The following is a 21,980-nucleotide window of genomic DNA, read 5'->3' on the forward strand; positions in this document are numbered from 1 at the left end:
TCAGAACCGGAAGTTCGACATCTTGAACATGATGATGTTGCCCAGCATCAGCCATGTCACCGAGCCGCCCAGCAGGTACCAGGTCTTCGGCACATCCCAGACCTGGCTGTAAAATTGCGGCATCAGCACCATGATGGCGGCGAACAGCAGCGCGGGCACCGCAGTCAGGATATAGGCCGACATGCGGCCTTCCGTCGAAATGGCGCGCACCTTGCGGCGCAGCTTGCCGCGTTCGCGGATCGTCGTCGACAGCCCGTCGAGGATCTCGCGCAGATTGCCGCCCGAACTCGTCTGGATCGACACCGCGGTGACGAACAGCGGCAGATCCTCCTGGCCGACCCGGTCGAACAGTGAGTTCAACGCCGAGACCAGGTCGGAACCATAGGTCACCTCGTCGGAGATAACGCCGAACTCTGTGCCGATCGGATCGGGCATCTCGCGCGACACCATGGAGATCGCCACCGGGACCGGATGCCCGGCCTTAAGGCCGCGCGTGATCAACTCCAGCGCTTCCGGCAGTTGCACGCCGAACCGCTTGACCCGGCGGCTGCGCTTGGTACGCAGCACCAGCACCGGCAGCAGTGGCGCGAGCATCACAAACAGCAAGATGGCGAGCAGCAGCGGCAGACCGTACCAGAGCGCGGCGAGCATCATCGCCAGCGCCACGCCCGTCGTGATCATCAGGAATTTCGACAACGGCATCACCATGCCCGACTGCGTACGCAAGGCGCGAAAACGATCGGGCGAGAACAGTGAGGTGCCGGCGTCCAGGCCGCGCTCCTTGCGCAGCTGGATCAGCACCTGTTCCTGGCTGATCTTGTTTTCCTGCAGCTTCATGCGCCGGTTGATGGCCAGGCGCTTGTCGCTACGGCCGGCATAAAGCAGATAACAGCCTTCGGCGATCATGATGCCGGTCAGCGCTGCCGCGGCATAGACGACATAGATCGGGCTGAAACTCTCGAACACCAGCCTACTCCTGCGGTCGGCCGGGTTCGAAATATTTACCGGGGAATTCGATGCCCATATTGCGCAGATCCTCAAGAAAGCGCGGGCGAATGCCGGTCGCCTCGTAGTGACCGAGGATGGTGCCGTCGGCTTCCATGCCAGTGCGCACGAAGCGGAATATCTCCTGCATCTGGATGACGTCGCCTTCCATGCCGGTAACCTCGGCGACGCTGGTCACCTTGCGCTTGCCGTCGGACAGACGCGTCAGCTGGACGATAAGGTCGAGCGCGCTGGCGATCTGGCTGCGGATCGACTGCACCGTCATCGGCATGCCGGTCATACCCAGCATCTGCTCCAGGCGTGAAATGGCATCGCGCGGCGTGTTGGCGTGGATGGTCGCCATCGAACCTTCATGGCCCGTGTTCATCGCCTGCAGCATGTCGAAGGCCTCCTCGCCGCGGCACTCGCCGAGGATGACGCGGTCGGGGCGCATGCGCAGCGCGTTCTTGACCAGGTCGCGCTGCTTCAGTTCGCCATGACCTTCGATGTTGGCCGGGCGCGTCTCCATGCGCGCGACATGCGGCTGCTGCAGTTGCAGTTCGGCCGCGTCCTCGATGGTGATCAGCCGCTCGTCTTCCGGAATGAAGGCCGACAGCGCGTTGAGCATCGTCGTCTTGCCGGTGCCGGTGCCGCCCGAGATGATGGTGGTCTTGCGGGCATGCACGGCGGCGGCCAGCACCTCGGCCATGTTCTGGGTGATGGCGCCGAACTCGACCAGTTTGTGCAGGCCGAGCTTGTTCTTGGAAAACTTGCGGATCGACACCAGCGGCCCGTCGACGCCCACCGGCCGGATGGCTGCGTTGAAGCGCGAGCCGTCGAGCATGCGGGCATCGACCATCGGCTGCGATTCGTCGACCCGGCGGCCGACGGCGGCGACGATCTTGTTGATGATGCGCAACAGGTGCGCCTCATCCTTGAACGGGATGTGTACCTGCTGCAGCTTGCCGCGTTTTTCGACAAAGCAGTTCTGGTGGCCGTTGATCAGGATGTCATTGATGTCGGGGTCCTTGAGCAGCGGCTCCAGCGGACCGAGGCCGACCATCTCGTCGACGATGTCGTCGACCAGCGACTCGAGCTCGACGGTGTTGATCGCCATCCGCTCCTGGCGGGTCTTTTCCGACACGAATTCCTGCACCTGCCGGCGCATTTCTTCCTTGGGCAGGCGCTCCAGCGCGACAAGGTTGATTTCCTCGAGCAACAGACGGTGAATGCGCACGCGGGCGTCGAGCACCTTGTTGGCGCTTTTTCCCGGTGTTGTATCTGGCTTCGGCGGCGAGGCCTTGCGGATCGTCGGAATGACCACCGCATGATGCGCGACCGGCGCCGCATCGGCCGGCTTCAGCGGGCGGACGTCACGGTTCTGCAGGGTCGAGAAGCGACTGGTCATCCCGCTTTCCTCTTCAGGAGTCCCCTGCCGATGCCGAACAGCGAGCGTGATTTCTCCGGCGTCGCCACGGCTTCCTCCGGCAGGATGATCTTCTTCAGATCGTTGACGACATTTGCGTTCGGGTCGATCTCGTGCAGCGGCACGCCGCGGTCGACCGCTTCGCGCACCAGGCGGTAATTGTTAGAGATGCCGCCGACGAAATGCTCGCCGAGGATTTCCTGCACATCCGCCTGCTTGATGCCGTTGTCGAACATCTTCTGCTCGAACCGGTTGACGATGACGTTCGGCTTAACTTCCTTGCCGGCCGTCTCGTAGACCGCCTGGATCAGCCGCTGTGTGTGGCGCAGGCACGGCACCGTCATTTCGGCGACGATGTAGAGCTTGTTGGAGCCGAGCAACACCGTCTCGGTCCACGGGAACCAGGTGCGCGGCATGTCGATGACGACATTGTCGAAATAGGCCGAGACGAGATCGAGCATGCGCACTACGACATCGGTCTTGAACGAACGCATTTCCGATGGGTGCGTGGGTGCGGCCAGCACGCAGAGCCCACTGGCATGCTTGGACAGCATCACATCCAGCAGCTGCCGGTCGAGGCGCTCGGGCTGGTTCTCGATTTCGGTGATGTCGAAGCGCGGCTCAAGGTCGAGATATTCGGCGCAGGCGCCCTGCTGGAAATTGAGGTCGACCACGCAGGTCGACGCGCCGCGCGTCACCGAATGATGCAGCTGGAAGGCGGTTTGCAACGCCAGCGTCGTGGTGCCGACGCCGCCGGCGGCCGGCATGAAGGTGTAGATCTGCGACTCGGTGTTTTCCTCGCGTCCCGGCCCTTGCAGCGCGCGGATGGCGGAGCGCACCAGGTCTGCGGTGGTGATCGGCTTGACCAGGAAATCGGCGACCTGCAGCTGCACCAGGATGCGCACCGCGGCGGCGTTGAACTCCTGGGTGACGACGACGACCGGAACCCGGCCTTCGAGCCGGCGCATGATGCGCTGCAGCGACTCGATCTCTTCCAGCTTTGCAGCATCCATGTCGACGATAAGCGCGCCGAAATCGGCTTCCTGGACCTCGCCGCGCAGTTCGGAAATGTTCTTCTCGACGGTCGAAAGCTGGATCACCTCCGAGGCCGCGAACGCGGTGCGCGTATCCTGTACAAAGGTCCGGTCGCTGGACACCAGCAGGATTTTCTTGGTCTTGATGCCGCTTGCCATTTTGTCAGCCTGTCAGGTCATTCCCGGCCAAATCGCCAGGCAAATCAATCGGTTGTCGCTGTTGGTTGCACGGCATTGGCGGCAGCCGCCTGATCGGCGGCGTTGACCGCCGCGTCACTGCGCTGCGCCGGCACCAGCAGCCTGGTGTTCTGGACGCCGTATTTCCAGGGATCGACCATCTGCATGGCCGTATTGGCAGCCTGCGCGTTGCCGGCGCCGGTCGTCGGCCCCTCGCTACGGACATAGTCGTCGCTGGTGCAGCCGCCGGCGAGGCCGGCGAGCAGCAGGGCGATGCATGCTTCGACGCGCATGGCTTCAATCCTTCGGCAGGTCGAGGAAGTGCCCGACCGTGGTGACCGGGGCCGGCTGTGCCGTGCTGCCGCTGGCCATTGCCATTGCGCGGTTGGCGTCGGACGCCTTCACTTCTTCGGTGTTGTTGAGGAAATAGTCGACATTGCTGGCCGGCTGCGTGCCGTCGGTCGGCTCGAGCAACTTCTTCGACGGATCGACCGGCTTGACCAGATAGGGGGTGACAATGATCACCAGATCGGTCTCGCGCCGCTGATAGGATTTCGAAGAGAACAGCGGGCCGAGCACCGGCAGCTTGCCGAGGCCGGGAAGACGCGACGTGGTGATGTCGTTCTGCGATTGAAGCAGACCGGCGATCATGAAGCTCTGGCCGTTCTTCAGGTCGACCGATGTCCTGGCGCGACGCACGATAAAGCCCGGCACCGAAATCTCACCGATATTGTAGGAGGCCGAGGCATCGATCGAAGACACTTCCGGCGCGATGTCGAGGCTGACCAGCCCGTCCTTCAGCACGGTCGGTGTGAAATCCAGGCTGACGCCGTATTTCTTGTAGCTGACGGAGATCTTGCCATTGTCCTCTGAAACCGGGATCGGGAACTCGCCGCCGGCGAGGAAGCTTGCCGTCTGCCCCGAACGGGCGATCAGGTTGGGCTCGGCCAACCGCCTGGCAAGGCCGCGCTCCTCCAGTGCCTTGATGGCAACGTCGATCGACAGGCCGTTTGACAGCAGCCGGCCGATGATCTCTCCATTGCCCGCCGCCGGCAACGCGCCCGGCTCGATGGTGACGTCTCGCCCGCCAAGGCCGTAAGCGAAATTGGCGCTGTATTTGGCGCCGAGATCCTGTCCGGCCTGGCGGTTGATCTCGACGAAGCGGACGTTGAGCTGAACCTGCTGCGAGGACGAGATGTTGACCGAATTGATCACTTCCTCATTGCCGGAGAAGCGGCTGGCGATCTTGCTCGCCTTCTCGGCGGCGACTGCGTCGTCCGCCTCGCCCGACAGCACGACGCGGCCATTGGCCGAGCCGACCTTGATCTTGGCGTCCGGCACGCTGGCGCGGATGGTGCTGGCCAGTTGGTCGGTGTCCAACGTCACCTCGATGTCAACGGTGCCGACCAGCTGCTTGTTCTCGTCGAACAGCGCGATTCCGGTGGTGCCGAGATTGTTGCCCAGCACATAGAAGGATTTGTCGGTCAGCGGATTGACGTTGGCGATCTCCGGATCGCCGATGACGATCTGGTAGAAGGCGGCATTGGTCATGATCGTCTTCGGCTTGCCCTTGGCCACCTTGATCGACGCATTCTTGGTCGACGACACGTAGACGATGTCGTTGTCGGCCTTTGCCGGCGCGCTGAGGCCGAGCATTGCGGCCGCGGCGAGGCAAGCCGCCATCGCAAGCGCCCGCATTGGGCGCAGCCCTTTCGTCATCCGATATGCATGAAGTCCCGACATCTGTCCCGTCCCTCGCCCGGTCCCCACCGGCAGTTATGGCTGGTCCCGCGCAGGAACCTGGTATTCCTCGACCTGCGTGCCGCGCGTCACGATGATCGTCTTGAATTTCGGCTTCTCAGGCTCCTTGGTCGCGGCCGTGAACAGCGCGCCGGCAGCAGCCTGGACGCCGGACGCGACCGACCCGCCGAACGATGAGATGGTGGTGACGCCGTCCTTTGCGGTACCGCCGTCGGCGGAGGAGCGGAGCGACAGCGACAAGGTGCCGACGGTGCGGGCAAGCGCCACTTTCTGCGCGCCGTCCGTTGTTACCTCGATGGTTACGGAATTGGCGATCTGCGGCGTGGTCTGGCGCTCGTCGGCGCCCTGCCCGACGGTCAGCACCCTGGCGTCGGAGACGACGATTTCGGAGGTAACGGTCGAACCGGCCGCGCCTTGCGCATTCTTGGCCACTTCCTGGATTTCGCCGGCATCGCGTGTCAGCACCACGTCGACGCGGTCGCCCGGCATCACGAAGCCGCCGACCCCGGCGATCTCGTCGGTGCGGATGGTCACCGCCCGCATGCCGGGCGTCATCATGTTGGACAGCGTCGCGCGGCCGTTCGGCCCCGACAGCTTGCTGAGCAGCACCGGCTCGTTGATCTCGATCGGCGACAGCACAACACGGCTGCCTTCGGCAAGCAATGCGTTGATGGTGGTGAAGGCGCCCTGCGGCACCGACTCTTCCGACCATGGGATTTCGGTGAGCTGTGCGCGGTCGAGTTCCATGCCGTAACGCAGCGGTGCGTTGGCCACCACAATGGTCTTGAACTCAACTTTTGGGGTCACGGGCGCCGGGATCGCCGCCGTCCTTTCCTCGGCATCGGTCCTGGCCTGGCTCTTGACCCAGAAATCCGCGGCAAAGATCGAGATCGCGCCGAAGACGGCGGCGATTCCGATCATGGTTATGGCCTTGCCCCTCACAACTAACCCCTGACACCCTGATGGTCTTTTGTTTATTGAGGCCCACACTAGGCCGCTTGGTTAAAGATTCAGGAATCCCGGCCGGTCCGCACGGACCTATTTCCGCCGGCTTGGTTATCGAAAGGTTTTAGGATAAGAAGGGGTTAAATCCCCGAACGTAACAGGAACTTCCGTCGCTTGGCGCTGAAAAGCGTGGCAGTATCGACGGGTGATTCGCGGCACCGGATTCTATGGCAGGCATGGACGACAACAACGATCTTTTCGGCAATCTGGAAAAGCAGCCCCAACCCACCCGGACAACGGCGCGCCCAGCTGATCCGCTGGTGCAGGCCGCGAAGCGTCCCGTTGCGACCAAGGATGGCAGCGAAGGCTACAGCGCTGCCGACATCGAGGTGCTGGAAGGGCTGGAGCCGGTGCGGCGCCGTCCCGGCATGTATATTGGCGGCACCGATGACAAGGCGATGCACCATCTGTTCGCCGAGGTCATCGACAATTCGATGGACGAGGCGGTCGCCGGCCATGCCACCTTCATCGACGTCGAGCTTTCGGCCGACGGGTTTCTGACCGTTACCGACAATGGCCGCGGCATCCCGGTCGATCCGCATCCTAAATTCAAGAAGCCGGCGCTCGAAGTCATCATGACGACGCTGCATTCGGGCGGCAAATTCGACTCCAAGGTTTATGAGACCTCGGGCGGCCTGCACGGCGTCGGCGTCTCCGTCGTCAATGCGCTGTCGGACCATCTCGAAGTCGAAGTGGCGCGAGGCCGCCAGCTCTACCGCCAAAGATTCTCTCGTGGCGTTCCGGTGAGCGGGCTCGAGCAGCTCGGCGAAGTGCACAACCGCCGCGGCACCAAGATCCGCTTCCATCCCGACGAGCAGATCTTCGGCAAGGGCGCAGCCTTCGAGCCGGCGCGGCTCTATCGCATGACGCGCTCGAAGGCCTACCTGTTCGGCGGTGTCGAGATCCGCTGGAGCTGCGATCCGTCGCTGATCAAGGAAAAGGACCAGACGCCGGCCAAGGCGGAGTTCCATTTCCCCGGCGGCCTGAAGGACTACCTCAAGGCATCGCTCGGCGACGACTTCCAGGTGACGCGGGAAATCTTCGCCGGCAAGAGCGAGAAGCAGGGCGGCCACGGCTCGCTGGAATGGGCGGTGACCTGGTTCGGCGGCGACGGCTTCATCAACTCCTACTGCAACACCATCCCGACCGGCGAAGGCGGCACGCACGAAGCCGGCTTCCGCAATGTGCTGACACGCGGGCTTCGCGCCTATGCCGATCTCGTCGGCAACAAGCGCGCCTCGATCGTCACCTCCGAAGACGTCATGATCTCGGCGGCAGGCATGCTGTCGGTGTTCATCCGCGAGCCGGAATTCGTCGGCCAGACCAAGGATCGGCTGGCAACGATCGAGGCCATTCGCATTGTCGAGACCGCCATCCGCGATCCCTTCGACCATTGGCTGGCCGACAATCCGCAGGAAGCGTCCAAGCTCTTGGAATGGGTGATCGCGCGCGCCGACGAGCGGGTGCGCCGGCGTCAGGAAAAGGAAGTGTCGCGCAAGAGCGCGGTGCGCAAGCTCAGGCTACCCGGCAAGCTCGCCGACTGCACGCAGAATGCCGCAGCCGGCGCCGAGCTGTTCATCGTCGAAGGCGACTCGGCCGGCGGCTCGGCCAAGCAGGCGCGCGACCGCGCCAGCCAGGCCGTCCTGCCGCTGCGCGGAAAAATCCTCAACGTCGCCAGCGCCGGCAACGACAAGCTGGCCGCCAACCAGCAGATTTCGGATCTGATCCAGGCGCTCGGCTGCGGCACGCGCTCAAAATACCGCGACGAGGATCTGCGCTACGACCGCGTCATCATCATGACCGACGCCGACGTCGACGGCGCCCACATCGCCTCGCTGCTGATCACCTTCTTCTACCAGGAAATGCCGAACCTGGTGAATGGCGGCCATCTCTATCTGGCGGTGCCGCCGCTCTATTCGATCCGGCAAGGCGGCAAGGTGGCCTACGCCCGCGACGATGCGCACAAGGACGAGCTCTTGCGCACCGAGTTCACCGGCCGCGCCAAGGTCGAGATCGGCCGCTTCAAGGGCCTGGGCGAGATGATGGCCGCGCAGCTCAAGGAAACCACCATGGACCCGAGGAAGCGCACGCTGCTCAGGGTCGATGTGATCGATGCCGTGGCGGCGACCAAGGATGCGGTCGACGCGCTGATGGGAACCAAGCCTGAGGCCCGCTTCCGCTTCATCCAGGAACGCGCCGAATTCGCCGCGACGGAAGTGCTGGATATCTGAGCGTCAGCCGGTCTAGCCTGCGCTTCCGATACGGAGACCAGCTTGTGATCTGGGCGCGGCTGAAGAGCTATTTCGAAGCCAGTTTGGCGGGGCTGACTCAGCCGACACGCTCGGACTGGATTTTCGCGCTGCGCACCGTTTCGGCCGGCCTGATCGCGCTTCTCCTTGCCTACGCGCTAAAACTCGAACACCCGCAATGGGCGATGATGACAGTCTTCATCGTCGCCCAGCCGGTCGCCGGTATGGTGCTGGCGAAAGGCTTTTACCGGCTGCTCGGCACGCTGGCCGGTGGGCTTGCGGCGATCGGCATCACCTCCGTTTTCGGCACCAACCCCTGGCTGCTGGTCACGGCGTTGTCCGTCTGGATCGGCCTGTGCACGCTGGTTTCGTCGCTGCTGCGCAACCCGGAAGCCTATGGCGCCGCACTTGCTGGTTATACCGCGATGATCATCGGGCTGCCGGCTTTCGGCCAGCCGCATGTGATCGTCGATCTCGCTGTCGCGCGCTGCGCCGAGATCGTGCTCGGCATTGTCTGCGCCGGGCTGACCAGCCGTCTGATCCTGCCCAAGCTGGCGGCCGACGCCATCATCTCCAGGCTGAAGCGCAGCATCCTCGACCTTGCCACCTATGCCGGCGGCGCTTTTTCCGGTGGCGACCCGGCGACGCTGGCCGGCCTGCATCGCAAGCTGATCAGCGACGCCCAGACGCTGGCCGAGATGCGCACCTATGCCCGGCTCGAAGCACCGAGCTTCGCCACCCGCGCCCATCCGGTCCGCCGCACCATCGGCCAGCTTCTGTCGGCGCTGTCGGCGGCACGCGCGCTGCACTCGCACGCCGCGCCGAAAAACGCAGCACTCATCCCGGTGCGCTCCGAACTGCAGTCGCTGGTCAGCGAACTTGCAGCCACGTCCGAGGCGCTGGACGACACGTCGCCCTGGGTGACGCGGCTTGACGCGATCGCCGGCAAGGCCCGGCAAATGCCCGACGCCTCAACCGATCAAGGCGACGACAGGGTCGGCACCATAACGCGCCTCACCATCGCAGCCGATTTTGCCGAAGCCTTCAAGCAGGTGCTGCGCGGTCTCGATGCACTGCGCGCACCGGTGACCCGTCCTGGTCAAGGCAACAGGCAGCAGCCCGCGCTGGTGGTGCACCGCGACTACCCCGGCGCTTTTCGCAATGCCATACGCGCGGCCCTCGCCACGCTGGCGGTCGCCGCCTTCTGGCTGACGACGAAATGGTCCGATGCGGCCGGCACCGTCATTCTCGTGGCCGTCGTCTCCAGTCTTTTCGCCGCCCGGCCTGACCCGGTGCAGGTGTCATGGGGCTTCTTCAGGGGAACGCTGCTGGCTTTGCCCTTTGCCTTCCTTGTCGGCCAGGTCGCGCTGCCTGCCCTGCCCGGCTTCGGCTGGTTCACGCTGTTTGTCGTGCCGATCCTGATTCCGACGGCGCTGGGCATGGCCAATCCGCGCACCGTCGGCGTGGCGACCGCCTTTGCCATCAACTTCCTCGCCTTCCTCAGCCCGCATCAGGCGATGACCTATGCTCCAGGCCCGTTCTTCGCCGGCTCGGCTTCAGTGCTGGTCGGCATCCTGCTGGCGATCGGCGTCTTCATCGTCGTGCTGCCCGCCGACCCATGGCTCGCGGCCAACCGCATCGTTTGCGCCATGCGAGAGGACCTGGCCCGGCTTTGCCTGCATGAGCGTGTGCCGCGGCGTTCGGCCTTCGAGAGCCTGGCCTATGACCGCATCAACCAGCTGATGCCGCTCTTGCAGAATGCCGGCAGGAAAGGCGATGCCGTCCTCGGCGGCAGCGTCGCCGCCGTCACCGTCGGCCTCGAGATCCTGCGCCTGCGCACCGCGCAGCAAAGCCCGGCCACTCCTTCCGAAACCGCGCTTTCGATCGGCAATTTCCTACGCGGCCTGGCGCGTGAACTGCTCTTTCGCGCACCCGGCGATCCGCAGACGGCGACGGTCGCCGTCGCCCGGCAATACGCAGCCGCCCTCAGCGAGCGCAGCGGCAGTGCCGACACGCTGCAGATCGCAGCCTCGCTCCGCATCATCGCCGCCGCGATCGAGGATTTCCCGGATTTTTTCGCCAAGGATCGGGACTAAGCAGTTATGCTGCAGCGATCGCCAGCGCATGCCCACGCGCATTTTCGCGCAGGGCGTCGAGATGGATCGACTTGACCAGGCCGGCGAGATCGCCCTCCGTGGACTGGCAGCCGAGTTCCTTCAGCATCAGCCAGCTGACTTCCTGCACGCCGGCGACTCGCTTGCCATTGGCGACCTCGCGCCAAATCTTGAGCGCCCGCAGGATGATGGCGTGGGTGGGGGCGGCAAGACCGGCGCCGCGAAACAGCGCCTGCAGCGCAACGTCTTGTCCGCCGGCAAGCAGCGCCCGCACCCGTTGCTCCGACTGCTGGCTGAGCGCGACCAGGGTCGAGCCGAAAAAGTCGACCTTGCCATGGGCAATGGTGCGTATGATGAAACTTGCGGTCAGGTCGCCGCGCAGGCGCAGATGTTCGATGAGTGCGGCATGTTCCTCCGTGCGCGTGCCTTCGACCAGCCGCACCGAAGCCTTGACGCAGGCATCGCGCGTGACGCGCTCGGCCCTGGCTGCCCCCATCAGCGCGATCACCAGCGGCGAACCCTTCAGTGTTTCGCCGAGCTTGACCAGCAGCATGTGCCGGCAGTCGGCAGGCAGCCTGCTGTCGGTGACCATTGCCTCGCGCAAATGAGCGATATGGCCATGCCGCTCGGCCATGCGGCGAAAGCTGAGCGATGCTATATCGGCGCCGTCATTGGCGAGCAGCGCGGCGCATGCTTCCGGTTCGCCGATCTCGGCAATGGCCGCGGCAACCGCCATCGAGACGACCGGCCGGTCGGCGATCAGTTTTTGCGTCGCCTTGTGACCGGCCGCAACGCGGTCGATCAGGTCGGCATCGGTGAGCAGTGGCGAGCGCGCCAGCACCATGGCGGCCACTTCCGGCTGGTCGGAGGCGAGCGCGCTGATGATCTGCAGCGGGGCGTGGTGGCTCATCGACAGTGCCTCGGCCAGCGCCAGCCGCACCTTTGACGAGGCATCGTCGAGCAGCAGCGTCAGCGCCGCCTCGGCGGCGCAGCGGTCCTCGAAAGGCAGGTCGGAATTGATATAGGCGCGGGCGAGCGCGCTCGCCGCCGCGGCACGCTCCGAAACCCTCGCCGTGTAGATCCATTTGAGAAAATGCGAGACAACCATACTGCCTGCTTATGCCCCTTGCCGGAAAGCTTCCGGCCCCAGGAATGACCCTAGGCAGAAAAGGTTTACGAACGGTTCACCATGTTTATTAACTGGCTTGCGGGTGGCATGGGCAGCGCCTATCAACCGTCAGGCAGCAGAGGAGGACGATAATGGCCGGGCTTTACCTTGAGGAGTTCGTCGTCGGCCATGTCTTCCAGCACACCCTGCGCAAGACCGTCACCGAGAGCGACAACATGCTGTTTTCGGTGATGACGCTGAACCCGCAGCCGCTGCATATCGACTTCGACTTCGCCGCCAAAAGCGAATGGGGCAGACCGCTGGTCAATTCACTGTTCACGCTCGGCCTGATGATCGGCATTTCCGTCAATGACATCACCGTCGGAACCACGGTCGCCAATCTCGGCATGAAGGAGACGGTGTTTCCCCACCCGGTTTTCCACGGCGACACTATCCGTGTCGAGACGACGGTGCTCTCGGTCAGGGAATCGAAATCGAAGCCGGACCGCGGCATCGTCGAGTTCGAGCATCGCGCCTACAATCAGAGCGACGTGCTTGTCGCCAAATGCACGCGCCAGGCGATGATGATGAAAAAGGCGATCTGATGCGCTCGCTGCTGTTTGTGCCCGGCGATTCCGAAAAGAAGCTGGAGAAAGGCTTTGGCGCCGGCGCCGACGTGGTCATTGTCGACCTCGAGGATTCCGTCGCGCCACAAGACAAGGTGGCGGCGCGCGAGATCGCGGCATGCTTCATTGCCGGCAACAGGCAGCAGACAAGCTCCGCCATCTATGTCAGAGTCAACGATCTCTCGACCGGATTGACCGACGATGATCTGGCAGTGCTGGTGGCAGTCAAGCCCGACGGCATCATGCTGCCGAAGTCGAACAGCGGCCAGGATGTTCAGCAGCTCTCCGCAAAGCTCCGCGTGCACGAAGCCGAAAACGGATTGCCGGACGGCGGCATAGAAATCCTGCCGATCATCACCGAGACCGCTGCCGGCGTGCTTGCCGCCGCGAGCTATGCGGGGGCAAGCGCCCGGCTTGCCGGCCTCACCTGGGGTGCGGAAGATCTGTCGGCTGCGATCGGTGCGCGTGCCGCGCGCGACGACAACGGCCGCTATACCGATGTCTTCCGTCTTGCCCGCTGCATGACCATCCTCGCCGCCGGCGCGGCCGAAGTCGCGGCGATCGACACGGTCTTCCCCGCCTTTCGTGACATGGCTGCCTTCGAAGCCGAATGCGCCGAGGCCGAGCGCGACGGCTTTACCGGCAAGATGGCGATCCATCCGGCGCAAGTTCCGATCATCAACGCCGCCTTCACGCCATCGGCCGAGGCGGTGGAACGCTCGCAGGCGATCGTCTCCGCCTTTGAGGCGGCCGGAAATCCTGGCGTGGTCGGCATTGACGGCAAGATGTACGACCGGCCGCATCTGCGGCTGGCCGAACGGCTCCTGGCTCGCGCCAAGGCGGCAGGCGTTTCTAGTTAGTTCCGTTGAGTGTAACGCCGCCCAACGGCCGCTCGTCGGCACGGATGCGCCGGCTCACGACGGCACGCGTTCAAGCCTTCCACGGCCCCGTATAGTCGGCGTAGAGCTTTGCCGGATCGGGCCGCGGCCGTTCCGGCGCCGGGCCCTGGTAGGAGCCGATATGGACGAAGCCGACGACGCGTTCCTGCGGCGCCAGCCCCAGCAGTGCCCTGCCCGCGGCCACGTCGGAATACCAGTTGCTGATCATGTTGGTGCCGTAGCCCAGCGCATTGGCCGCGATCATCAGGTTCATCGCCGCCATGCCGCCGGACAGGAACATTTCCCATTGCGGGATTTTTGGGTTGTCCTTCGGAACCGACACCACGCCGATCACCAGCGGCGCACGCGAAAACCGCGCCAGCTCCTGGTTGTGGCGGTTTTCCGGCAACGGCCCTTCGCGCTGTTCGGCAAGGGCGGCCAGCTTCCTGCCGATCTCGACGCGCGCTTCGCCGCGATAGAGGATGAAGCGCCAGGGCTCCAGCCGGCCGTGATCGGGCACACGGCTTGCAGCCGCGATCATGGTCGCGATATCGGCATCGCTGGGCGCCGGTTCCTTCAATTCAGGGATCGGTGCGGAATTTCGGATCAGCAGGAAGTCGATGATCGGCGACGCCATGGGGGCCTGGTCTCCTAAAGCACTCGATTTTGAGCTGAAGCGCGCCATTGCGGATCGGGGCGGCTCGGGCATTGGCGCGGACGCGCCGGACGAAAGAGCCTGTTGCCAAGGCGGACCGGACTCTTAAGCCTTGAAATTGCCACCGCCTTGGGCTTCAACGCAAGGCATGTTTGAGGGGACATTGCGCCTTTTCCTGATTTGGCTCGCCGCCGCGCTGTTGATGGCGCCGGCTTCAATGGCCATGGCGCAGAATGCCGACGGCATCTCCAATCTGAAACTCCCCGATATTTCGAGCTATACATCGCCCAAGAGCGAGACGTCGCTGGCGCTTAGTGGCGGTGGCGCCATAACGCTGTCGGCCCAACTTACCGACAAGGGCGCCGATATCACCCGCGGCATCGTCTGGCGCGTGTTCAAGCCCGAGGCCGCCAGCGACGGCAAGCTGCCGATGGTGGCGTCCGCGCATGGCGGCACCGCGGTGTTCCAGCTCGAACCGGGCAGCTATCTGGTGCACGCCTCCTACGGACGCGCCGGCGCCACCAAGCGCATCACCGTCGGCAAGGACGCCAAGCGAGAAAGCCTGGTGCTCGATGCCGGCGGCCTCAAGCTCGACGCGGTGCTGTCGGGCGGCGTGCGCATTCCACCGAAAAAGCTGCGCTTTTCCATCTATGAGGGCACCGCCGAGGCCAATGGCGATCGCGCTTTGATCATCCCCGATGTCGAGCCGAACAGCGTCGTGCGGCTCAACGCCGGCGTCTACCATGTCGTCTCCACCTATGGCGCGGTGAATGCCGTCATTCGCTCCGACATACGCGTCGAGGCCGGCAAGCTGACCGAAGCCACGGTCGAGCATCGTGCGGCCGAAATGACCATGAAGCTGGTGCGCGAGACCGGCGGCGAAGCCATCGCCGATACATCCTGGTCGCTGCTCAACGAATCCGGCGATCCGATCAAGGAAGCCGTCGGCGCCTTCGCCTCGATGGTGCTGGCCGAAGGCCAATACACCATCATCGCCAAGAACCGCGACCGCATCTACCAGAAGGATTTTACCGTCGTTGCCGGACAGAACCAGGAGATCGAGGTCCTGGCCACCGAGGCCTCGGCGATCGATCCCGAGGAAGGCGCCGACTAAGTCGTGGACTCATAAACCCAAAGTCACAGCCGGACGGATGGACCTTGCGATTCGTTTCTAGGCACCGGTTGGAATGGCTACGATCAGGCATTCGTGGTATGTTTTTGCGGCCTTGAAAGCATGACGCGTACCGCAGTTTGCCTTGGGAGATGCCAAATGCGCATGTCCTTGCTTTTCATTCCACTACTGCTTGCACCGATTGTATCGCATGCCGCCGACATTCACGACGCCGCCATGAAGGGCGATGTCGCGGCGATCACGGCAGCGCTCGACGCTGGTGCCGGCGTCGATGAGAGCGACGGGCGCACGACACCACTCTATCTTGCGGTCAAAGGCGGTCATTTTGCAGCGGCAAAACTGCTCATTGAACGCGGTGCCGACGTCAACGCCGTCCCGGACCCGCGTTTGGGTCCTGCCCTTATGCTGGCTTTGGCAAAACGCAGGACCGATTTGATCAATCTGTTGTTGGACGGGGGCGCAAATCCAAATTCGAAGCGCAGCCGCGAAAACGCTATCCACATCGCGGTCAATCTCGGTTGCCTCGATTGCGTGAAATCACTGGTTGAGGCCGGCGCGGACGTGAATGCGAAGACAAAGGACGGCAAGACACCGCTCCATCTGTCAAAATTCAAAGGGCAACGCGAAGTTGCTGACTATCTCATGTCGCACGGCGTCGTCTTGCCAACACCAGCTCCGATCTCGATGAAGTTGGCTGCTGCCGATGTCGAGAAAGGCCGAACCTACTTCACGCATGTGTGCCACGGTTGCCACAATGCCGAGCCACAGCGAGGGATCAAAACGGGACCGAACTTATGGGGCGTCGTCGGCCGCGACAAGGCATCCATGGCAAATATGCGTTACTCCGACACCTTGCTGGCCTTGGAGGGTGTATGGACGTACGAGGACCTGAACAAATATCTGCTTGAGCCCATGCTCACCACGCCGGGTGTTTACATGGAGGTGCCTGGCGTCCCGGACGAGACCGAACGGGTCAACCTGATCGCCTACTTGCGTACACTCAGCGACAAACCGCTCCCACTGCCCTAGGAGCTACTGAGCAAAAGGGCCGAGATTGGTCGAAACGTTGATCGACTGATCGTCGTTAATGAGTACACGCCCTAGTTAGCGTTTCTCAGGCAGCCTTGCGCAGGCGGCGCGGCAGGAAGTGGACGCGGCCACGCGGTGCATCCGGCGCCAGATCGAAGACGCCGCGATGAAGACGGTCGAGCAAGGTCTTGCGGTCGCGCAGCGGCTCCAGTTCGGCCCAGTTCAGCACGTTGCCGACGCGCACGTCGATCGCCTTGCCGGACAGCCGCGCGAATTCGCGGATGAGCATCGAAAGGCGCAGCGTCAGCGACGCCTTGCCGACGAATTTCGCCACCCGTCCCTCACGCTCGGCCATGTTCATCGGGCCGCTGACGAGATGGAACAGACGGCCGTTCTGTCCGGAAAAATGCATCGGCACCACCGACGCCTTGGCATCCTGCACGAGGCGTGCCGGAAACATCTTCCACGGCAGATCGCGCGCCCGGCCAAAGCCTTTCGGCGCGGTGGCGACGCCTCCGGCCGGAAACACGACGATGGTGACGCCCTCTTTCAACAGCCGAACCGCCTCGTGGCGCACCGCCATGTTGTTCTTCACGGCGTCCTTGGTCTCGGAAAAGTCGATCGGCAGCGAGTACGGTTCCATCTCGCGGATCTTGAGCAGATCCTTGTGGATCATGACGCGGAACGGACGTCCGAGCTGCTCGACCAGCGACAGCACGGCAACGCCGTCGCCGATGCCGAACGGATGGTTGGCGACGATCACCAGCGGTGTGTCAGGCAGTTTCGCCGGCGGCCACTGATCGGCGCTGCGCACCTTGACGTCGATCAGCTCCAGCATGCGGCTGAACACGCGTTCGCCGGTAGGCACCACTTGGCGGCGCCAAAAATCGTAGAGCGCAGCATAGCGGTCACGTCCCGACAGGCCTTCAATGGAATGGATGAACCAGCGCGTCAGCGCCGGCTGGCTCGCATTGGCGTAGGACAGCTCGGGAAACGGTCTTTCCCGCATTTTCAGCTTGAGCATGTGGGCTCGTTACAGGGTTGGCGTGACAGGCATGTGAAAATGGCGGTGGATCGCTCCACCGCCATTCCTGCAGATATTGATGCTTCAGGCCGCGTTTCGTCTGCGGTCGGGCGACGTGGCTTCGTCGGACAGCGACTTGAGCGCATCGGCCAGCGTCAGCGATTCCTGGTCGCGGGAGCCGAGCCGGCGGATGTTGACCGTCTCCTCCTCCGCCTCGCGCTTGCCGCAGACGAGGATCACCGGAACCTTGGCCAGCGAATGCTCGCGGACCTTGTAGTTGATCTTCTCGTTGCGCAGGTCCACTTCGGCCAAAAGCCCTGCCGCCTTCAATTGCGCGACAACCTTGCGGGCATAGTCGTCGGCATCGGACGTGATGGTCGCCACCACCACCTGCAGTGGCGCGAACCACAGCGGGAAATGGCCGGAATAGTGCTCGGTCAGGATGCCGAGGAAGCGCTCCATCGAGCCGCAGATGGCGCGATGCACCATCACCGGCTGCTTCTTTTCCGAATCCGAACCGATGTAGAAAGCGCCAAAACGCTCCGGCAGGTTGAAGTCGACCTGCGTGGTGCCGCACTGCCATTCGCGGCCGATGGCGTCCTTCAGCACATACTCGAACTTCGGCCCATAGAAGGCGCCCTCGCCCGGATTGATCGAGGTCTTGATGCGGTTGCCCGACCGCGTCCTGATCGTATCCAGCACGCTGTTCATGATCGCTTCGGCGTGGTCCCAGGCCTCGTCGGTGCCGACGCGCTTGTCAGGTCGCGTCGACAGCTTCACGCTGACCTCGTCGAACCCGAAATCGGCATAGGTCGACAGGATCAGGTCATTGATGCGCAAGCACTCGGCGGCGAGTTGATCCTCGGTGCAGAAGATATGCGCATCGTCTTGCGTGAAACCGCGCACGCGCATCAGCCCGTGCAGCGCGCCGGACGGTTCGTAGCGATGCACATTGCCGAATTCTGCAAGTTTTACGGGCAGATCGCGATAGGATTTCAACCCATGCTTGAAGATCTGCACGTGGCCCGGACAGTTCATCGGCTTCAGCGCGAACACGCGGTCGTCATCGGTGTCGTCGCCGGCCACCGTCACCTTGAACATGGCGTCGCGATACCAGCCCCAGTGACCCGACGTCTCCCACAGGCTCTTGTCCAGAACCTGCGGCGCGTTGACCTCCTGGTAGCCCTGTTCGTCGAGGCGGCGGCGCATGTAGTTGACCAGGTTCTGGAACATCTTCCAGCCCTTGGCGTGCCAGAAGACGACGCCCGGCCCCTCTTCCTGGAAATGGAACAGATCCATTTCGCGGCCGAGTTTGCGGTGGTCGCGCTTCTCCGCCTCCTCCAGCATCGTCTGGTAGGCATCGAGCTCAGCCTGGTCGGCCCACGCCGTGCCGTAGATGCGGGTCAGCATCGGGTTGTTCGAATCGCCGCGCCAATAGGCACCGGCCACCTTCATCAGCTTGAAGGCGTTGCCGATCTGCCCGGTCGAGGCCATGTGCGGCCCGCGGCAGAGGTCGAACCAGTCGCCCTGGGCATAGATCTTGAGATCCTGGTCCTCGGGAATGGCATCGATCAGCTCGAGCTTGTAGCGCTCGCCCTTCTCGGCAAAGACCTTTTTCGCTTTGTCGCGCGACCAGACTTCCTTGGTGAACGGCTTATTGCGCGCAATGATCTCGCGCATCTTCTTTTCGATCACCGGGAAATCGTCCGGCGTGAACGGCTCGTTGCGGGCGAAGTCGTAGTAGAATCCGTTCTCGATCACCGGCCCGATGGTCACCTGCGTTCCCGGCCACAGCTCCTGCACGGCTTCCGCCAAGACGTGTGCCGCATCGTGGCGGATGAGCTCCAGCGCGCGCGGATCGGTGCGGGTGATGATCTCGACCTTGCCGGGCTTGCCGAGCGGATCGGAGAGATCACGCACAGTGCCGTCGATGGCATAGGCGACGGCTTTCTTGGCCAGCGACTTCGAGATCGATTCGGCCAGCCCAGCACCGGTCATCGCCGCGTCGTAGTCGCGGACGGAGCCATCGGGAAATGTCAGGGAAACGGAATTCAGCATCAGGTATCTCCTATCCAGTCCCGCAAACGAGCGCGGGTGGTCGTGGTGTGAAGCCGGAGGCATCCGGCAGCGGGCGGGTTTTAGAGGCAGCACGGTAAGAGGTAAAGAGCCGTCGATGGCGCAGCCGTCAGGAATTGGCGCGACAGATGTCGCAGGCCAGTCGCAGAGGCTTGCGAATTTCCCCGACCCGAGGTTGGAATCCCCGGCATGGAAGACGCAAAACCCAGCCGGACCGCACTGGGCGTCGCGCGCCTGCGGGCTCTCCATCAGTTCTCGCCGCAGGCGGCGCTGTTTCTCGACCCATATGCGAGTGCGATTCTGGGCGATGCCGCACCGACGGCAAAGGAGCTCGAGCAGGAAGATGAGCGCAGCCGGCGCATGCGCCTGTTCGTGGCCTCGCGTGCCCGTCTCGCCGAGGACTGGCTGGCTGCGGCGGTGCGCCGGGGCGTTCGGCAAGTGGTGGTGCTCGGCGCCGGTCTCGACACTTTCTCGCTGCGCAATCCGTACCCGGATGTCGCGGTGTTCGAAGCCGATCATCCGGCAACGCAGGCCTGGAAACGCAAATGCCTCGCCGATGCTGGCCTTGCCGAACCGCCGGCCACCACGTTCGTGCCAGTCAATTTCGAGCGGCAGAACCCGGCGGACGAACTGGCATTAGCCGGCTTGAGGCCAGCCGAGCCCAGTTTCTTCATCTGGCTGGGCGTCGTTCCGTATCTGAGCCAGGAAGCGATCTTCAGCACCCTGTCCTGGATTGCCGGCATGCCCGGTTCGGAGGTCGTCTTCGACTATAGCGAGCCGGCCGAGAACCGCGATGCGGCGGGACAGGCTGCCCTGTCCTTCCATGCAGCGCGCGTCGCCGCTGTCGGCGAGCCTTGGATCAGCTTCTTCGTACCCGCCGCACTGGCACAATCACTGCGCGAGCTCGGCTTCGATGAGATCGAAGATCTGGAAAGCAGCGACATCGCCGCCCGCTTCTCCAGGGCGCCAAAGGCAGAAGCAAGGAATTCCGGCGGCCACCTCATCCGTGCCCGCCGGAGCGCTTAAGCCACGCAAGGTCACTTCACCAGCTGCGGCAAATCCTTCAGGAACGCCGTGCGCGTCGCAGGGCCTTTCGGCGTGTCGACCGGCTTGGTATCGACCACCAGCCGGGCAAAGACGATCCGGCGTCCGCCCTTTTCGGCCCAGCCGACGAACCAGCCCAGCGAGCGCTTGTCCTTGCTGTTGCCGAGCCTTGTGCTGCCGGTCTTGCCCTGCACCGTCCAGTCGCCGGCCTGAAAACTCGGCATGATGGCTTGGGTCATCTCATGCGCCTTGGCCGTAACAGGCATCTTGCCGGCAAGCAGCTGGCGCAGGAAGGCTGTCTGTTCGACCGGCGATATCTGCAGTGAGGAATTTATCCAGGATTGCGTGAGCCCGTTGTCCTTGCCGGCATCGCCCGAGACATCCATGTTGCCGTAGCCGAATTTCGAGACGTAGCCGGCAAAGCTTTTCGCGCCGAGCCTGCGCACAATCTCGCGCGAATACCACACGATCGAGTCGCGCTCCCAGATCGTCGGGTCGACGGTTTTGTGGTCGCGCTTCACGGCCTTGAATTCAGGCTTGTAGTCCCAGTTCGGCGTATTCGCGTCACTCAGGATGCCGCTGTCGTAACCGATCAGCGCCAGTGGCACCTTGAAGGTGGAAGCCGGGCTGACGCGTTGGTCGCAGACGCCGTTCTGATAGAGCGTCTCGCCGCTCGCCGCGTCCTGGATCAGCGTGCATGCGACATTGCCGAGCGGCGCCGAGTGCGCCCGCATCGGAAACCCCAAATACCAGGCCAGAAGGAACAGGACCGCGGCAATGATAAAGGGATGGGTTTCGATCCGACGCATGTGAGCTCTCCTGGGAATGACAGGAGGCGCTTAGCGAGTTGTCTTGGCTCGATTTTGACTCAAATGCGCAGTCTTTGTGCAGGCCGTTGTTAACCCTACCGGACCGTAAAGAAAGCGGCCTTGGCGATCTGAATCAAGGGCCAGGAGCGTCGCCGTCAGGCCTCGCCGCGCTTCTTGCCGATCCGCCAGTACCGCCAGGGCATGAACCAGACATAGCGTGGGGCCAGCACCTCCGGAACACGGTCTATGCCATGCGTTCCGAACGGCCCGCAGCGCAGCACGCGAAACAACCCCATCCAGCCGCCGGCCCACAAGCCGTGCCGGGCAATCGCCTCATGCGCGTATTCGGAACAGGTCGGCAGATGCCGGCAGGAGTTGCCGACAAAGCCGGACAGCGTCAGCTGGTACAGCCGCACCAGCGACGTGCCGAAAATGCGGCCGGGCGTCCTGCGCCAGGGACCGGGCCAGTTGCGCCCGCGCTGGGTCTGTCCGGTGGCATGCACATGCCGGTGCTGGTCGCCCACGGCGATCTCTTTCTGAACGTGATCCGAACCCGTTTTTCGGGATCGGCTTGCGCTTCCAAGCCGATAGATGTGAGCTTCGGCAGGCAAACGCAATCCCGTTCACTCACTTGCTTCCCTGTCGGCATCAGGGTCGCGAGCGACGAAAGGGATGCCGCTCCGTTGGAGTCGCCCAGCGGGTGGCCGGCCGTTCCTCGATGCGCGGGGCGTGATGCCGCCTGTCGCCATGCCATTGAAACGTCGCGATCCGCATCACATCGCCAAAGATTTCCAGAAACTGGATCATGTCCGTGTCTCCTTTGAGACGGATTAGACGCCCACTGGTCTT

Annotated in this window: 20 protein-coding genes; 7 read left to right on the plus strand and 13 right to left on the minus strand. The window is 63.4% G+C overall.

The annotated features are described in order from the left end of the window. From AC1D1N_RS24580 to cpaB, 6 genes are all read right to left on the minus strand, one after another. Positions 1-966 carry a type II secretion system F family protein gene (locus AC1D1N_RS24580; RefSeq protein WP_477351592.1) on the minus strand — a complete coding sequence of 322 codons (966 nt, stop codon included), beginning with the start codon at positions 964-966 and terminating at the stop codon, positions 1-3. A gap of 4 nt (positions 967-970) precedes the next feature. Then, positions 971-2,392 (minus strand): TadA family conjugal transfer-associated ATPase, encoded by a 1,422-nt coding sequence (locus AC1D1N_RS24585; protein ID WP_192258762.1) that lies wholly within the window; start codon positions 2,390-2,392, stop codon positions 971-973. Beyond that, entirely contained in the window at positions 2,389-3,603 is a 1,215-nt protein-coding gene (locus tag AC1D1N_RS24590; protein WP_352588834.1) for a CpaE/TadZ family protein, read from the minus strand. The genes AC1D1N_RS24585 and AC1D1N_RS24590 overlap by 4 nt, the downstream gene beginning before the upstream one ends. A 44-nt stretch (positions 3,604-3,647) precedes the next feature. Then, positions 3,648-3,914, minus strand: a complete 267-nt coding sequence (locus AC1D1N_RS24595; protein ID WP_477351594.1) for a hypothetical protein — start codon at positions 3,912-3,914, stop codon at positions 3,648-3,650. Positions 3,915-3,918: 4 nt separating this feature from the next. Next, positions 3,919-5,319 (minus strand): type II and III secretion system protein family protein, encoded by a 1,401-nt coding sequence (locus AC1D1N_RS24600; protein ID WP_477351596.1) that lies wholly within the window; start codon positions 5,317-5,319, stop codon positions 3,919-3,921. Between the two features lie 78 nt (positions 5,320-5,397). Then, complete coding sequence (gene cpaB / locus AC1D1N_RS24605) at positions 5,398-6,303, minus strand: Flp pilus assembly protein CpaB (RefSeq protein ID WP_477351598.1); 906 nt, start codon at positions 6,301-6,303, stop codon at positions 5,398-5,400. Positions 6,304-6,563: 260 nt separating this feature from the next. Here cpaB and parE point away from each other — a divergent pair, with 260 nt between their 5' ends. Together parE and AC1D1N_RS24615 are read left to right on the plus strand one after the other, a co-directional pair. Beyond that, entirely contained in the window at positions 6,564-8,618 is a 2,055-nt protein-coding gene (gene parE, locus AC1D1N_RS24610) for a DNA topoisomerase IV subunit B (RefSeq protein ID WP_112564842.1), read from the plus strand. 44 nt (positions 8,619-8,662) lie between these two features. Further along, positions 8,663-10,732, plus strand: a complete 2,070-nt coding sequence (locus AC1D1N_RS24615) for an FUSC family protein (RefSeq protein WP_477351600.1) — start codon at positions 8,663-8,665, stop codon at positions 10,730-10,732. 4 nt (positions 10,733-10,736) lie between these two features. Here the strand turns inward: AC1D1N_RS24615 and AC1D1N_RS24620 are convergent, their stop codons facing one another. Continuing rightward, the gene (locus tag AC1D1N_RS24620; RefSeq protein ID WP_477351602.1) at positions 10,737-11,858 is read right to left on the minus strand and encodes a DUF2336 domain-containing protein; all 1,122 of its coding nucleotides are present in this window, start codon (positions 11,856-11,858) and stop codon (positions 10,737-10,739) included. Between the two features lie 92 nt (positions 11,859-11,950). Between AC1D1N_RS24620 and AC1D1N_RS24625 the strand changes: the two genes are divergently transcribed. Next, positions 11,951-12,463 (plus strand): MaoC family dehydratase, encoded by a 513-nt coding sequence (locus tag AC1D1N_RS24625; RefSeq protein ID WP_477351685.1) that lies wholly within the window; start codon positions 11,951-11,953, stop codon positions 12,461-12,463. Further along, complete coding sequence (locus AC1D1N_RS24630) at positions 12,463-13,344, plus strand: HpcH/HpaI aldolase/citrate lyase family protein (protein WP_477351604.1); 882 nt, start codon at positions 12,463-12,465, stop codon at positions 13,342-13,344. The genes AC1D1N_RS24625 and AC1D1N_RS24630 overlap by 1 nt, the downstream gene beginning before the upstream one ends. Before the next feature lie 70 nt (positions 13,345-13,414). On the opposite strand, the gene AC1D1N_RS24635 is transcribed toward AC1D1N_RS24630, so the two are convergent. Continuing rightward, entirely contained in the window at positions 13,415-13,999 is a 585-nt protein-coding gene (locus tag AC1D1N_RS24635; RefSeq protein WP_477351606.1) for a nitroreductase family protein, read from the minus strand. Between the two features lie 166 nt (positions 14,000-14,165). On the opposite strand from AC1D1N_RS24635, the gene AC1D1N_RS24640 reads away from it, so the two are divergent. Continuing rightward, a complete protein-coding gene (locus AC1D1N_RS24640) occupies positions 14,166-15,131 on the plus strand; it encodes a hypothetical protein (protein ID WP_352557526.1) in 966 nt (321 codons plus the stop codon). 156 nt (positions 15,132-15,287) lie between these two features. Further along, a complete protein-coding gene (locus AC1D1N_RS24645; RefSeq protein ID WP_477351608.1) occupies positions 15,288-16,178 on the plus strand; it encodes an ankyrin repeat domain-containing protein in 891 nt (296 codons plus the stop codon). 85 nt (positions 16,179-16,263) lie between these two features. Here AC1D1N_RS24645 and AC1D1N_RS24650 read toward each other — a convergent pair whose 3' ends face one another. Both AC1D1N_RS24650 and thrS read right to left on the minus strand, forming a co-directional pair. After that, the gene (locus AC1D1N_RS24650; RefSeq protein ID WP_477351610.1) at positions 16,264-17,202 is read right to left on the minus strand and encodes a lysophospholipid acyltransferase family protein; all 939 of its coding nucleotides are present in this window, start codon (positions 17,200-17,202) and stop codon (positions 16,264-16,266) included. Between the two features lie 84 nt (positions 17,203-17,286). Then, the gene (thrS, locus tag AC1D1N_RS24655) at positions 17,287-19,260 is read right to left on the minus strand and encodes a threonine--tRNA ligase (protein ID WP_477351612.1); all 1,974 of its coding nucleotides are present in this window, start codon (positions 19,258-19,260) and stop codon (positions 17,287-17,289) included. 207 nt (positions 19,261-19,467) lie between these two features. On the opposite strand from thrS, the gene AC1D1N_RS24660 reads away from it, so the two are divergent. Beyond that, on the plus strand, positions 19,468-20,304 hold the full coding sequence (locus AC1D1N_RS24660; RefSeq protein WP_477351614.1) for an SAM-dependent methyltransferase: 837 nt from the start codon (positions 19,468-19,470) through the stop codon (positions 20,302-20,304). An 11-nt stretch (positions 20,305-20,315) separates the two neighbouring features. Here the strand turns inward: AC1D1N_RS24660 and blaOXA are convergent, their stop codons facing one another. The 3 genes from blaOXA to AC1D1N_RS24675 all read right to left on the minus strand — a co-directional run bounded on the left by blaOXA (position 20,316) and on the right by AC1D1N_RS24675 (position 21,938). Further along, entirely contained in the window at positions 20,316-21,131 is an 816-nt protein-coding gene (blaOXA, locus tag AC1D1N_RS24665; RefSeq protein ID WP_477351616.1) for a class D beta-lactamase, read from the minus strand. A 155-nt stretch (positions 21,132-21,286) separates the two neighbouring features. Next, entirely contained in the window at positions 21,287-21,655 is a 369-nt protein-coding gene (gene yidD, locus AC1D1N_RS24670; RefSeq protein ID WP_352557520.1) for a membrane protein insertion efficiency factor YidD, read from the minus strand. Positions 21,656-21,779: 124 nt separating this feature from the next. Then, complete coding sequence (locus tag AC1D1N_RS24675; RefSeq protein WP_477351618.1) at positions 21,780-21,938, minus strand: hypothetical protein; 159 nt, start codon at positions 21,936-21,938, stop codon at positions 21,780-21,782. Positions 21,939-21,980 lie beyond the last annotated feature (42 nt).

It is taken from the genome of Mesorhizobium sp. P2_B5 (assembly GCF_056404775.1).

Bases quoted from the DNA above. Each gene is read 5' to 3' on its own strand.
- AC1D1N_RS24585 (WP_192258762.1), bottom strand. From the start codon at position 2,392: ATGACCAGTCGCTTCTCGACCCTGCAGAACCGTGACGTCCGCCCGCTG.
- AC1D1N_RS24590 (WP_352588834.1), bottom strand. From the start codon at position 3,603: ATGGCAAGCGGCATCAAGACCAAGAAAATCCTGCTGGTGTCCAGCGAC.
- AC1D1N_RS24595 (WP_477351594.1), bottom strand. From the start codon at position 3,914: ATGCGCGTCGAAGCATGCATCGCCCTGCTGCTCGCCGGCCTCGCCGGC.
- AC1D1N_RS24600 (WP_477351596.1), bottom strand. From the start codon at position 5,319: ATGCGGGCGCTTGCGATGGCGGCTTGCCTCGCCGCGGCCGCAATGCTC.
- cpaB (WP_477351598.1), bottom strand. From the start codon at position 6,303: ATGATCGGAATCGCCGCCGTCTTCGGCGCGATCTCGATCTTTGCCGCG.
- parE (WP_112564842.1), top strand. From the start codon at position 6,564: ATGGACGACAACAACGATCTTTTCGGCAATCTGGAAAAGCAGCCCCAA.
- AC1D1N_RS24620 (WP_477351602.1), bottom strand. From the start codon at position 11,858: ATGGTTGTCTCGCATTTTCTCAAATGGATCTACACGGCGAGGGTTTCG.
- AC1D1N_RS24630 (WP_477351604.1), top strand. From the start codon at position 12,463: ATGCGCTCGCTGCTGTTTGTGCCCGGCGATTCCGAAAAGAAGCTGGAG.
- AC1D1N_RS24635 (WP_477351606.1), bottom strand. From the start codon at position 13,999: ATGGCGTCGCCGATCATCGACTTCCTGCTGATCCGAAATTCCGCACCG.
- AC1D1N_RS24640 (WP_352557526.1), top strand. From the start codon at position 14,166: ATGTTTGAGGGGACATTGCGCCTTTTCCTGATTTGGCTCGCCGCCGCG.
- AC1D1N_RS24645 (WP_477351608.1), top strand. From the start codon at position 15,288: ATGCGCATGTCCTTGCTTTTCATTCCACTACTGCTTGCACCGATTGTA.
- AC1D1N_RS24650 (WP_477351610.1), bottom strand. From the start codon at position 17,202: ATGCTCAAGCTGAAAATGCGGGAAAGACCGTTTCCCGAGCTGTCCTAC.
- thrS (WP_477351612.1), bottom strand. From the start codon at position 19,260: ATGCTGAATTCCGTTTCCCTGACATTTCCCGATGGCTCCGTCCGCGAC.
- AC1D1N_RS24660 (WP_477351614.1), top strand. From the start codon at position 19,468: ATGGAAGACGCAAAACCCAGCCGGACCGCACTGGGCGTCGCGCGCCTG.
- blaOXA (WP_477351616.1), bottom strand. From the start codon at position 21,131: ATGCGTCGGATCGAAACCCATCCCTTTATCATTGCCGCGGTCCTGTTC.
- AC1D1N_RS24675 (WP_477351618.1), bottom strand. From the start codon at position 21,938: ATGATCCAGTTTCTGGAAATCTTTGGCGATGTGATGCGGATCGCGACG.